Annotated in this window: 10 protein-coding genes; 4 read left to right on the top strand and 6 right to left on the bottom strand. The window is 62.2% G+C overall.

The genetic code is table 11. From position 1 onward, the window contains the following. Positions 1–9: 9 nt before the first annotated feature. Entirely contained in the window at positions 10–2046 is a 2037-nt protein-coding gene (gene metG, locus BLR77_RS03160; RefSeq protein ID WP_074675430.1) for a methionine--tRNA ligase, read from the bottom strand. Positions 2047–2222: 176 nt separating this feature from the next. Here metG and apbC point away from each other — a divergent pair, with 176 nt between their 5' ends. Next, on the top strand, positions 2223–3311 hold the full coding sequence (gene apbC / locus BLR77_RS03155; protein ID WP_074675429.1) for an iron-sulfur cluster carrier protein ApbC: 1089 nt from the start codon (positions 2223–2225) through the stop codon (positions 3309–3311). Between the two features lie 231 nt (positions 3312–3542). Here apbC and BLR77_RS03150 read toward each other — a convergent pair whose 3' ends face one another. Beyond that, complete coding sequence (locus tag BLR77_RS03150; RefSeq protein ID WP_004423761.1) at positions 3543–3752, bottom strand: cold-shock protein; 210 nt, start codon at positions 3750–3752, stop codon at positions 3543–3545. Between the two features lie 301 nt (positions 3753–4053). Between BLR77_RS03150 and dcd the strand changes: the two genes are divergently transcribed. Together dcd and BLR77_RS03140 are read left to right on the top strand one after the other, a co-directional pair. Continuing rightward, complete coding sequence (gene dcd / locus BLR77_RS03145) at positions 4054–4620, top strand: dCTP deaminase (RefSeq protein ID WP_074675428.1); 567 nt, start codon at positions 4054–4056, stop codon at positions 4618–4620. A gap of 69 nt (positions 4621–4689) precedes the next feature. Beyond that, positions 4690–5253, top strand: coding sequence for a hypothetical protein (locus BLR77_RS03140; RefSeq protein ID WP_238380532.1), 564 nt, complete (start codon positions 4690–4692; stop codon positions 5251–5253). Between the two features lie 356 nt (positions 5254–5609). On the opposite strand, the gene nadE is transcribed toward BLR77_RS03140, so the two are convergent. Genes nadE through BLR77_RS03120 form a run of 3 tightly spaced genes read right to left on the bottom strand, consistent with a single transcriptional unit; the run spans position 5610 to position 8288 of the window. Further along, positions 5610–6437 carry an ammonia-dependent NAD(+) synthetase gene (nadE, locus tag BLR77_RS03130; protein WP_074675426.1) on the bottom strand — a complete coding sequence of 276 codons (828 nt, stop codon included), beginning with the start codon at positions 6435–6437 and terminating at the stop codon, positions 5610–5612. Between the two features lie 10 nt (positions 6438–6447). After that, positions 6448–7647, bottom strand: a complete 1200-nt coding sequence (gene pncB, locus BLR77_RS03125) for a nicotinate phosphoribosyltransferase (RefSeq protein ID WP_074675425.1) — start codon at positions 7645–7647, stop codon at positions 6448–6450. Next, on the bottom strand, positions 7644–8288 hold the full coding sequence (locus BLR77_RS03120) for a nicotinamidase (protein WP_074675424.1): 645 nt from the start codon (positions 8286–8288) through the stop codon (positions 7644–7646). Before BLR77_RS03120 ends, pncB begins: the two co-directional genes overlap by 4 nt. A gap of 141 nt (positions 8289–8429) precedes the next feature. Between BLR77_RS03120 and BLR77_RS03115 the strand changes: the two genes are divergently transcribed. Further along, positions 8430–9122: an NUDIX hydrolase gene (locus BLR77_RS03115; RefSeq protein ID WP_074675423.1), complete on the top strand. Its 693-nt coding sequence runs from the start codon at positions 8430–8432 to the stop codon at positions 9120–9122. Between the two features lie 343 nt (positions 9123–9465). Here the strand turns inward: BLR77_RS03115 and BLR77_RS03110 are convergent, their stop codons facing one another. Further along, positions 9466–11979: a penicillin acylase family protein gene (locus BLR77_RS03110; protein ID WP_074675422.1), complete on the bottom strand. Its 2514-nt coding sequence runs from the start codon at positions 11977–11979 to the stop codon at positions 9466–9468. Positions 11980–12037: the final 58 nt, after the last annotated feature.

Genomic DNA, 12037 nt, shown 5'->3' with positions numbered 1-12037 from the left:
GCGCCTGGCTTACTTGACGCGCTGACCCGGCTTGGCGCCGCTGTCCGGGCTGAGCAGGTAGATGTCCTCGCCACCGGGGCCGGCGGCCAGCACCATGCCTTCGCTGATGCCGAACTTCATCTTGCGCGGTGCCAGGTTGGCCACGTACAGGGTCAGGCGGCCTTCCAGCTTGCTCGGGTCCGGGTAGGCGGATTTGATGCCGGAGAACACGTTGCGTTTCTCGTCGCCGATATCCAGCGACAGGCGCAGCAGCTTGTCGGCGCCTTCGACGAACTCGCACTTCTCGATAAGCGCGATGCGCAGGTCGACGGCGGCGAAGGCGTCGAAATTGATCTCGGCGGCCAGCGGGTCTTTGGCCAGTTCGCCATTGCCTTGTGGCTTGGGCGCTTCGGCGGCGAGGTCTTCCTTGGAGGCTTCGATCATGGCGTCTATCTTCGTGGGCTCGATACGGGTCAGCAGCGGGTTGAACGGCTTCAACTGGTGGTTGGCCAGCGGCAGCGTGAGGTCGGCCCAGGTCTGCGGCTTCACGTTGAGGAAGGCTTCTGCCTCGGCGGCCAGCTTCGGCAGCACCGGCTTGAGCATGATCACCAACTGGCGGAACAGGTTGATGCCCAGGGCGCAGATTTCCTGCACCTCGGCCTGCTTGCCTTCGACCTTGTTCAGTGCCCAGGGGGCCTTGTCGGCGATCCAGGCATTGGCGCGGTCGGCCAGCGCCATGATCTCGCGCATGGCACGGGAGAAATCACGCGCCTCGTAAGCCTCGGCGATGCTCGGAGCGGCGGCCTGGAAGGCATCCCACAGCTCGGGCGCCGGGTTGGCGGCGACCAGCAGGCCGTTGTTGCCCTTGTGGATGAAGCCGGCGCAGCGGCTGGCGATATTGACCACCTTGCCGACCAAGTCGGAGTTGACCTTCTGCACGAAGTCTTCGAGGTTCAGATCGAGGTCATCCACGCCACGGCCCAGCTTGGCGGCGTAGTAGTAGCGCAGGTATTCCGGGTTCAGGTGATCCAGGTAGGTGCGCGCCTTGATGAAGGTGCCACGCGATTTGGACATCTTCTGCCCGTTGACCGTCAGGTAGCCGTGCACGTTGACTGCGGTCGGTTTGCGGTAGCCGGCGCCTTCGAGCATGGCGGGCCAGAACAGGGCGTGGAAGTTGACGATGTCCTTGCCGATGAAGTGGTACAGCTCGGCACTGGAATCCTTGCTCCAGAACGCATCGAAATCCAGCTCCGGGCGTTTGCTGCAGAGGTTCTTGAAACTGGCCATGTAGCCGATCGGCGCGTCCAGCCAGACGTAGAAGTACTTGCCCGGTTCGTCGGGAATCTCGAAACCGAAGTAGGGCGCATCGCGGCTGATGTCCCACTCCTGCAGGCCGCCGTCGAGCCATTCGGCGATCTTGTTGGCCACGGCTTCCTGCAGGGTGCCGCTGCGGGTCCACTGCTTGAGCATGGCCTCGAAGTCCGGCAGCTTGAAGAAGAAGTGCTTGGAGTCCTTGAGCACCGGCACCGCGCCGGAAATCGCCGAGCGCGGGTTCTTCAGTTCGGTGGGCGCGTAGGTGGCGCCGCATTTCTCGCAGTTGTCACCGTACTGATCCTCGGCCGCGCATTTGGGGCAGGTGCCCTTGATGAAGCGGTCGGCGAGGAACATGCCCTTCTCGGGATCGAAATACTGGGTTACCGAGCGGGTGGCGATATGCCCGGCGTCGCGCAGCTTCAGGTAGATGGCCGCCGACAGTTCGCGGTTCTCCTGCGAGTGGGTGGAGTGATAGTTGTCGAAATCCACCCCGAAGTCGGCGAAGTCGGCCGTGTGCTCGGCCTGCACATTGGCGATCAGCTGTTCGGGCGTGATGCCTTCCTTTTCGGCGCGCAGCATGATCGCCGAACCGTGCGCATCATCGGCGCAGACGTAAAGGGCCTGGTTGCCACGCAGCTTCTGGTAGCGCACCCACATGTCGGTCTGCACGTACTCGAGCATGTGGCCGAGGTGGATCGAACCGTTGGCATAGGGGAGGGCGCTGGTGACGAGAATCTTGCGGGCTTCGGTCATGGTGATCGGCTGCACTGGTAAAACGAGGGAAGTCGGCAACTATAAAGCAGCGGCAGGCCGCAAGCCACCAGTGGCAAGCAAGAGCTGCGGGCTAAGGAGTCTGGCATGCTGCGTTGCCGCGTGTGGCTGCTGCTATGATGCCGGCTTGTTTTTCCGCTGCCTTCTGGAGTCCATGCATGAGTGCCGTCACCCGCGAAGCGGTCGAAGCCTGTCTGCGTCAGTTCACCGACCCCCATCTCGATCAGGACCCGGTCAGCGCCGGTTGCCTGCGTGAAGTCGACATTCAGGGCGCACGCGTATCCGTGCGCCTGGAGCTGGGCTACGCCGCCGGCTTGTTCAAGAACGGTTGGGCGCAGATGCTGCAGATGGCGCTGGAGAATCTCGATGGCGTCGACAGTGCGCAGGTAAAGGTCGATTGTGTGATCGACTCGCATCAGGGCCAGGCTCAGGTACCGGCGCTGGCCGGCGTGAAGAACGTGATCGCCGTGGCCTCGGGCAAGGGCGGCGTGGGCAAGTCCACCACCGCAGCCAACCTGGCGTTGGCCCTGGCGCGCGAAGGCGCGCGTGTGGGCATGCTCGATGCCGATATCTATGGTCCCAGCCAGGGCATCATGTTCGGCATCGCCGAAGGCACGCGGCCACAGGTCAAGGATCAGAAATGGTTCGTGCCGCTCGAAGCCCATGGCGTGCAGGTGATGTCCATGGCCTTTCTGACCGACGACAACACGCCGATGGTGTGGCGCGGGCCTATGGTCAGCGGCGCGCTGTTGCAACTGATCACCCAGACCGCCTGGAATGATCTCGATTACCTGGTGGTGGACATGCCGCCCGGCACCGGCGACATCCAGCTGACCCTGGCGCAGAAGGTGCCGGTGGCCGGCAGCGTGATCGTCACCACCCCGCAGGACCTGGCCCTGCTCGATGCCAAGAAAGGCGTGGAGATGTTCCGCAAGGTGCACATCCCGGTGCTCGGCGTGGTGGAGAACATGGCGGTGCATATCTGCTCCAACTGCGGCCATGCCGAACATCTGTTTGGCGAGGGCGGCGGCGAGAAGCTGGCCGCGCAGTATGGTGTCGAGCTGCTGGCTTCGTTGCCGTTGTCGATGGCTATTCGCATGCAGGCCGATGATGGCAAGCCGACCACGGTGGCCGATCCGGAAAGCCAGATCGCCATGATCTATCAGGATCTGGCGCGCAAGGTGGGTGCGCGTATCGCCCGTGCCGGCGAGCCGGCCATGCCGAGTATCGAGATCAGTGAGGACTAATAGCGGCCGCGCAGCGGCCCTCTGATGACCCCGAAGGGCGGGAGAGGGCAATGCAGGCAACTCGGTCCTGGCTTGGCGAAGCCCACTCAGATCCCGCTTCTGTAGGAGCGGCTGGGCGGCATTCCGCTTCAGCCGCGAATTTCGCGGATAAATCCGCTCCTACAGGGCGCGCAAACGCCCACAAAAAAGCCCCGCACGAGGCGGGGCTTCTTTCAAGCAGGTCAGATCAGGTTAGACAACCTGAACTTCCTCAGCTTGCATGCCTTTCTGACCACGGGTGGCCACGAAAGTCACTTGCTGGCCTTCTTTCAGGCTCTTGAAACCATCGCTCTGGATGGCTTTGAAGTGTACGAAGAGGTCGTCACCGGATTGCGGGGTGATGAAGCCGTAGCCTTTCTCATCGTTGAACCACTTAACGGTGCCAGTCTGACGATTGGACATGTGATGTCTCCTAACAAAAGTAATAACAGCCCTGGAAAAGCCCAGGCCGGGACTGAGTGCAACGAGTACTAGGAGTCGGACGATGTTTGGATCGAGATCTAGGCATCAAGTAGCGATTCGCGGTGACACATGCAGCACAGTGGGGACACCATACGTGTTTTTATCGCCAAGTGCGAATAGTCGATGCAGCTTTTTTGCAAATAATCCTCAGTGCCGGGGGCCGCGGTCTTTGAAGCGTGGCGCCTGCATCGGTAAGATGCGCTCACTTTTTTCGCAATAACCCAACTCAGGACTCCCCGCCATGAGCATCAAATCGGATAAGTGGATTCGCCGCATGGCCCAGGAACACGGGATGATCGAGCCTTACGTCGAGCGCCAGGTACGTGGTGCCGACGACAGTCGCGTCATCTCCTACGGCGTTTCCAGCTATGGCTACGACGTACGTTGCGCCGATGAATTCAAGGTGTTCACCAATATTCACTCGGCCATCGTCGACCCGAAGAATTTCGATGAGAAGAGCTTCGTCGACATCAAGAGCGACGTGTGCATCATTCCGCCGAACTCCTTCGCCCTGGCGCGTACCGTCGAGTACTTCCGTATTCCGCGTGACGTGCTGACCATCTGCCTGGGCAAGAGCACCTACGCGCGTTGCGGCATCATCGTCAACGTCACGCCGCTGGAGCCGGAGTGGGAAGGTCACGTGACCCTGGAATTCTCCAACACCACCAACCTGCCGGCGAAGATCTACGCCAACGAAGGCGTGGCGCAGATGCTGTTCCTGCAGTCCGACGAAGCTTGTGAGGTTTCCTACAAGGACCGTGGTGGCAAATATCAGGGCCAGGTTGGCGTGACCCTGCCGAAGGCCTGATTGCAGCGCGTTACCGAGAAGCCGGGCCTTGCCCGGCTTTTTCATGAGCGAAAATCGGAGTCAGGCAACATGACCATCATGAAGGCATTAAGGCGGACGGTATTTTTGTGTCTGCTTCTGGGCTGTCTGTCAGCTCGCGCCGAGTTGCAGGTGTACTCGGGCAGCAACGTGTTCGGCCTGGCGCCCACGGCTTCACCGGCCGATTTTGTAATGACCCTCGGCCAGCCGTCCGCGGAGCTGCCGCTGCATGGTGGGCGCCGCGGCATGTTGTATGGCAACAGCCTGATGCTGGTGTTCGCCGGCGATAGCCTGCGTGAAGTGCGTTGCTGGCTCGTGCCGCGTTTCGGTGGTGATCTATATCTGGGCTGGTTGCAGGAGGTGCCTGCTCGTGCCGGGCTGGAAGGTTTCGTGCTGGATGATCGGCTGCGCCTGGGCATGCCGCGTGAAGAGGCAGAGCCGCTGCTGCAAGGGCTGGAAGGTTCCGCCGATCAGAATTCTGCCGTGGCGATCAAACATGGCCAGCCAATCTGGCTGGGCTTCGGCAGTGCTGACAGTCACGCTCAGGCCGAGGACGGTGCGCCGCAGGTACTGGTATCCCTCACCGTGCATTTCAATGCAGGGCGCGTCCGCTAAAAGTTGGAATTAGCACTCACTGGAGCACTCTACCCTCAGTAATCCATCGAGCGAGGGTAGAACCATGTCCGTTTCAGCGTTTACCTTGATCTCCAGTGTGATTCGGGCTGGCGATATTCCCGGCCAGCCCGACCCCGATATCCCTGATCAGCCGGGCAGACCGGTGCCGCCGCAGGAACCGGGGGAGCCGACGTTGCCCGATCAACCGCCGCCGGCTCCGGTGGCCCAGTGTCGGCCTCGCGAGGTTTTCGAGCGCTGCGTCGCGCCAGCAGAGCGCATTGCCGGGGAATGGCATTAGGTTGCTGCGCACATGAAAAAGCCGGGCAATGCCCGGCTTCTTTTTCTGCCAGCGGAGATCAGGGCACCAGCGGCAGTTCGCGTTTGTGGCGCGTGTTGTCGTACGTACGAACGATGGTGGCGTAGGCTTCGTCGCTGACTTTCTCGCCATGCAGGAAGGCGTCGATTTCGGCGTAGGTCACGCCATGGGCTTCCTCGTCCGGTTTGCCTGGGCGCAGTTCTTCCAGGTCGGCGGTCGGCGTTTTCATCACCAGATGCTGCGGCGCGCCCAGGTGCTTGGCGATGGCGCGCACCTGATTCTTCACCAGGCCGGACAGCGGCGCGAGGTCGCAGGCGCCGTCGCCGAATTTGGTGAAGAACCCCATCACCGCTTCGGCGGCGTGGTCGGTGCCGATCACAAGGCCGTTGTTGGCGTTGGCGATGGCGAACTGGGCGACCATGCGGATGCGCGCCTTGATGTTGCCGACGACGAAATCGCGGCGGGCGTCGGTCAGTTTCTGCAGGTGGGTGACCTGCTCGCCGAGACCGGAGACGCTGCTGGCGATATTGACCGTGTCTTCTTCATCGGCGCGGATGAATTTCAGCGAATCCTGAGCGTCGTGCTCGTCGTGCTGGGTGTTGTGCGGCAGGCGCACGGCGATGAAGCGATAGCCCGAGTCGCCCGTCTCGGCGCGCAGCTCCTCGACCGACAGCTGGGCCAGGCGCCCGGCCGTGGTCGAGTCCACGCCGCCGCTGATACCCAGTACCAGCACCTTCAGGCCGGACTGCTTGAGGGTGTTCTTGATGAAGGTCTTGCGCCGCTCGATCTCTGCGCTCAGCGCAGCGTCGTCGGCGAATGGCGGCACCACATCGAGGGCGGCGGCGATTTCGGCTTGGCGGTTGCTCATGTCTGGCTCCTCACTGGGTAACGCGAAAGACGTGTTTCAGGTAATGAACGAAGTTCTCGTCGCGGCATTGGGTCTTGCCGGGCGTATCGGAAATCTTCGCCACTGGCTGACCGTTGCAGGCAATCATCTTGATCACGATGTTCATGGGGGTGACGCCGGGGATGTCGCAGGTCAGGTTGGTGCCGATGCCAAAGCTTACGTGGATTCGCCCGGAAAGTGCACGGTAGAGCTGCAGCGACTTGGGCAGGTCGAGCCCGTCGGAGAACACCAGGGTCTTGCTCCTGGGGTCGATACCGAGTTTCTCGTAGTGGGCGATGGCTTTTTCCGCCCACACCAGTGGGTCGCCGGAGTCATGGCGCAGGCCGTCGAAGAGCTTGGCGAAGTACAGGTCGAAATCGGCGAGGAAGGCATCCATGGTGATGCAGTCGGTCAGGGCGATGCCGAGCAGGCCGCGATACTCGCGCACCCAGCAGTCGAGCGCGGCGATCTGGCTGTCGATCAGCCGTGGGCCGAGCTGCTGGTGTGCCATCAGCCACTCGTGGGCCATGGTGCCGATGGGCTTGAGGTCGAACTCGCGCGCCAGGTGCACGTTGCTGGTGCCAACGAAGCGTCCGGGAAAGTCGCGCTTGAGGATGTGCACCGCCTGTTCCTGCACGCGGTAGGAGAAGCGCCGGCGGGTGCCGAAATCAGCCAGCTGAAAGCCGGCCAGCTCGCTCGGCGAGGCTTCGGCCTTGAGCCAGTCAATTTTCTCGTAGAGGCGTTCGGCGGCCTGTTCCAGCAGCACCTCGCGGTAGCGATAGCGGTTGCGCACTTCGCTGACGATGGCCAGCAGCGGTACCTCGAAGAGAATCACGTGCAACCAGGGGCCGCGCAGGCGAATGCTCAACTGGCCGTCCTCGATGCTGGTGTGCACGTAGCGCAAGTTGAAGCGGAACAGACTGAGAAAGCGAATGAAGTCCGGTTTGATGAAGGGGATGCGCTCGAGAAAGGCGAGCTGGTCCGCGGTAATGCTCAGCTCGCTCAAACGCTCGATCTGGTAGCGGATCTCGGCCAGGTAGGGGGTCAGGTCCTCGCTGCTGCGGCAGCGGAACTCCCATTCCACTTCGGCGTTGGGGTAGTTGTGCAGCACCGCCTGCATCATGGTCAGCTTGTAGAAATCGGTATCCAGCAGGTTCTGCACGGTGCGTTCGGCGAAGATGCTCTCGCTCATCGCAGGTTCTCCTTGGCTAAGACGCTGTCCAGCTGTTCCAGGCTGGCGGCAAGTGTGATGCCCTGTTCGCGCATGGCGAGGCAGGCGGTTTCGGCAGTTTCGCTGGCGATGGCTCGGCAGGCCGGCAGATGGACGATCACCTCGAAGCCGGCGCGACGCAGTTGCAGGGCGGTGGTCTTGACGCAGTAGTCCAGCGCCAGGCCGCCGACCAATACAAGGTCGACGCCATTTTGCCGAAGAAATTCGATCACGCCCGTGCTGCGCTTCTCGGCCAGGTCGTGATAGCAGGCGCCGTAGGGGTGCAGGTCCGGCTCAACGCCTTTCCACACGAAGTAGTCGTAATCCAGCGGCGCCGGCAGGCCGTCGAGCAGTTCGAAGCCGGGCGTACCGGGCACGCAGTGGCTGACCCAGGTCAGGTCGGCATTGGCCAGCGGCAGGGGCTGCAGCATCTGCCCATGCTCTGGCACCACCCAGGCGGCTTGCGGACTGTGGGCATCCTTGCTGCCGATGCGTAACTGGGCGCGTGCGGCCAACTGATTGAGCGCCGGCACGATAGCGTCGCCCTCGGGTACTGGCAGCTCGTTGGGGCACAGCGGGGTGAAGCCTTTCTGGGCGTCGACGTCGAAGCTGGCGATCTTCATGGTGCGCCTCCTTCTCGTGGGTTAGTGACTACATATTTCACCTGATGAAATATGTAGTCAAGCGTTTTTACCAATTCATACGTGAAAGAAGACGAATTATTGGTCAAGATGAAATAAGTACATGAGGGAGCGAGGGAAAAAATGAGTGCAGTCGAAGTTCTGGCCGGGGTGGATATCGTGGCCCTGCGTCTGAGCGAAGAGGGGGCGTTACAGGTGCTGCTGCTGCGTCGCCAGCGCGAACCTTATGTCGGGCAATGGGCACTGCCGGGCGTGCTGGTCAATGGCCGTTGCGTCGATGCCAGCCTGGATGCCGCTGCCGCCCGTGCGCTGGTGGACAAGGCGCGCCTGCAACCGCAGTACCTGGAGCAAGTCGCGACCGTGGGTAACGGCGTGCGTGATCCGCGTGGCTGGTCGTTGAGTACCTGCTACTTGGCACTGCTGGCGCCTGACGCGGTGCCGCAGGATGAAAGTCTGCAATTCGTCGATTTGTCGGCCGTAACCGCAGGGCAGCAGGCCTTGCCATTCGACCATACGCAACTGGTGCGCCTGGCTGCCGAGCGTCTGCGTGGCAAGTCGGTCTACAGCTCGCTGCCGCTGTACCTGCTGGCGCAGCGATTTACCGTGACCGAAGCGTTGACGGCGTTCCAGGCTTGCCTGGGCGAGCCGGTGCAGCACACCACCTTGCGCGGTCGCCTGGAGCGGATGAAGGCGCAGGACTGGATCAGTGATACCGGCGAGAAGAATTATCCGAAGATGGGGCGACCACAGAATCTGTTGGAGCATCGCCCGCAGGCACTCGAGGCCTTTATCTTCGATCGCAGCCTGTTGGCTTAGCAGGCTGTTGAAGAACTACCCCGGCTTGGCTTCCTGCGTCGCTCCATCTCCTGCATCCATGCAGTCATCGGCTAGGGTTCTCAATGGGCCTGCTAGGCGGGAATTGCCTGAATGACAGGCAAAAAAATAGGCGCCAGAGGCGCCAGGGGAGCATTTCAATCGATGCATAGTCTCTGAGCATGCATCGTGCGAGAAGTTCCACCCGATGATGCAAAAAAGCCATCTTTTTTTGCAGGCAAAAGAAAAGGCGCCAAGGGCGCCTTAAACGATGATCTATGGAGTAAGTCGATCATTCAGAGTGAGGCACTGAGGTAAAGGTTCAGCGCCACCCGACGAACGGTCATTACTTGGCCGGCATCAGCAACAGGCGCTGGTTGCCGTAGACCTTGTCCAGATTCTCCGCTTTGAACGGGAAGCTCATGTAGCCGCCCTTGAGCCATGACTCGATGCCATCGGCATAGTGGGGGCTGGCCGGGTTGCCGGACTGACCTGAGCTGTTGACGCCGACCAAGGGTTCGTCAGCGGCAAAATCCACCACGATACGCATGGCCGGGATCAGGAAGGTGTTGAAATCCTGGCCCCAGGCGTAGGCCGATACATTCAGTGTGCTGTGGTCACCCCCGGCTGGATAAGGGCCGCGATCCAGATAACCTTTCAGGGCATTGATGCTGGTGCGTTGGCTGGCGCTCATGTAAGGCGCCATGCGCGTGGTGTCCGTCACCCATTCATAGGTGTGCAGCTTGCCCCATTGCCAGTTGCGACGCTCCGGGCCCAGACGGCTTTCTAGCAGCTCGATGCTGGCTGCCAGACTGCGTGCGAGGATGGTCGGTTTGTCTTCCTGCTCTGGCGTGCGGATGTCGTTCCAGAATGGGCTGTCGGCGCGGCCGAGCAGGTGGTCGGCCTGCGCCGAATAGGAGGTGTTGGCGGTTTGCACCAGCGCCTTCCAGGCCGGGCTGTCTTCCGGGCCCAGCTCGTCGAGGAAGATCTGCCGTGCACTTTCGTGCAGGAAGGCGCCATAGATGGCGGCATCGGCCGAACTGGCGGCGAGCTTGCCGTCGAACGCCAACAGACGTTTCAGTGCTTCATCGGCCCGTGCCCGTTGGCCGGCCGGCAGGGCGGCGATGGCCTGGCGCAGCGAGTCGTGCATGGCCGGGTCGTTGAGCATGGCTTGCAGTTTGGCGACGAAGGGCGAGCTCTGGTCGTATTGCATGGCGATCATGCTGCGGCCATCGTGGCGGCCACTGCCCGCCAGCTCGGCGATGCGTTCGGCGCGCTCCGGGTAGTACCAGGAACTGGACAGCTGCATGCCGTAACCGGGCGGCACGCTGCGCTCATTGGCGGTGCCCAGCCAGCCTTGCGGCGGGTCCTGATCGTAGGGATGCAGCATCGGGTCGGCGAAGCCGTCCCACGCATAGCGCTCGTCCCAGCCGGGCGAGGGCATCAGACCACGACCTTCGCGGCGGTTCGGGTAGCGACCGGTCACCTGCCAGCCAATGTGCTGGGCGTCGGCGAAGACGATGTTCAGCGGCATGGCGCGGATTTCCCGGGTCGCTTCGAAGGCCTGATCGACCGACTGTGCTCGCGACAGGTCGAAGAAGGCGTCGAGGCTCTTGTCACGCTCGAACTGGGTGGTTTTCAGCGCCAGGCCGAAGCCGCTCTGCAGGGCCAGGGGTTGCAGCATATGTTTGCGTTCGCCCAGTACCGAGTTGAGCAGCGGCCCGTTGCGGGTCTCGTAGAGCGTTTCGCGGATCGGCCGCTGGCCCCTGATGAAGAAGGTTTCCTGGCGTTCGCTGACCGGCAGCCACTTGCCGTCGGCTTGGTACATCAGGCGACTGCCTTCGCGCCTGATGCGCTCCAGGTAGATGTCCTGATTGTCGCCCATGACCATGGTCATGCCCCAGGCCAGCTTGCCGTTGTAGCCGGCGACCACGGCCGGTACACCGGCCAGGGACACGCCAGCGGCCTGATACTTGGGCGAGCGGATCTGCACGAAATTCCACAGCGAGGGCATGCTCAGTGGCAGGTGCGTGTCATTGGCCAGCAGGCTCTTGCCGCCACGGCTGCGCTGCGGGGCGATGGCCCAGTTGTTCGAAGCGGCGACGCCGAGCATGTGCTGTTCGGCGATCTGCGCCGCGGTGCGGGAAATCGCCTGCAGGCCTGGCAACTGGCCCTTGAGGTCGAGGCCGGCGAGTTTTTCCGCTTCGGCGAAGGGCAGGGGCTCGTCCGGGTAGATCGGCAGCAGCCAGGGTAGCTTGTCGGCGCCCACCTGCTGGGCCATGGTCAGCGCGGCGATCTCTTCCTGCAGGTTCACCGCCAGGCCGAAGTTGAGCAGGCAGAACAGCAATACCGAGTCCTCGGGTTTCCAGTACTCGGGGCGGTAACCGGACTCGGCCAGATCCATCGGCAGACGATCGCGGTAGCGGAACATATAGGCGTTGACGCCGCGCGAATAGACTTCGAAGAAGCGTTTCAGGCGCGGCGAAGCGTCGGCGTAGAGAATTTCCGCACTCTTTTTCAGGTTGACCGCGCGCATGAAACGGTCCATTTCCAGCACGCCTGGCCCGGCCATCTCTGCCAGGCGGCCCTGAGCCAGCAGGCGCATGCCGACCATCTGGCTGAGGCGGTCACCTGCATGCACGTAGCCCAGGGTAAACAGCGCGTCGTGGAAATTGCTCGATTCGATCAGCGGCATGCCGAGGGCGTTGCGTCGCACCGATGCACTCTCGGCCACGCCTTGAATGCGCTCGACGCCACGGGTGGGCGGCACGCTGTCGGCATAACGGCTGTTGAGCAGGGACTGGCAGCCGGCAAGGCTGGTCAGTGAGGCGGCAAGAGTCAGGCAGGCCAGCGTGCGCATGGCGAATTTCCTTGGTATGCAGACGGTCGAGGCCGGTCGCGCAGTGACCGGCCACAAA

The organism is Ectopseudomonas alcaliphila (genome assembly GCF_900101755.1).
Classification (GTDB): domain Bacteria; phylum Pseudomonadota; class Gammaproteobacteria; order Pseudomonadales; family Pseudomonadaceae; genus Aquipseudomonas; species Aquipseudomonas alcaliphila.
The sequence above is the reverse complement of the archived record's forward strand: the minus strand, read 5'-3'. Positions and strand labels throughout refer to the sequence as shown.

Bases quoted from the DNA above. Each gene is read 5' to 3' on its own strand.
- metG (WP_074675430.1), bottom strand. From the start codon at position 2,046: ATGACCGAAGCCCGCAAGATTCTCGTCACCAGCGCCCTCCCCTATGCC.
- BLR77_RS03110 (WP_074675422.1), bottom strand. From the start codon at position 11,979: ATGCGCACGCTGGCCTGCCTGACTCTTGCCGCCTCACTGACCAGCCTT.
- pncB (WP_074675425.1), bottom strand. From the start codon at position 7,647: ATGAGCGAGAGCATCTTCGCCGAACGCACCGTGCAGAACCTGCTGGAT.
- BLR77_RS03115 (WP_074675423.1), top strand. From the start codon at position 8,430: ATGAGTGCAGTCGAAGTTCTGGCCGGGGTGGATATCGTGGCCCTGCGT.
- BLR77_RS03140 (WP_238380532.1), top strand. From the start codon at position 4,690: ATGACCATCATGAAGGCATTAAGGCGGACGGTATTTTTGTGTCTGCTT.
- dcd (WP_074675428.1), top strand. From the start codon at position 4,054: ATGAGCATCAAATCGGATAAGTGGATTCGCCGCATGGCCCAGGAACAC.
- nadE (WP_074675426.1), bottom strand. From the start codon at position 6,437: ATGAGCAACCGCCAAGCCGAAATCGCCGCCGCCCTCGATGTGGTGCCG.
- BLR77_RS03150 (WP_004423761.1), bottom strand. From the start codon at position 3,752: ATGTCCAATCGTCAGACTGGCACCGTTAAGTGGTTCAACGATGAGAAA.
- BLR77_RS03120 (WP_074675424.1), bottom strand. From the start codon at position 8,288: ATGAAGATCGCCAGCTTCGACGTCGACGCCCAGAAAGGCTTCACCCCG.
- apbC (WP_074675429.1), top strand. From the start codon at position 2,223: ATGAGTGCCGTCACCCGCGAAGCGGTCGAAGCCTGTCTGCGTCAGTTC.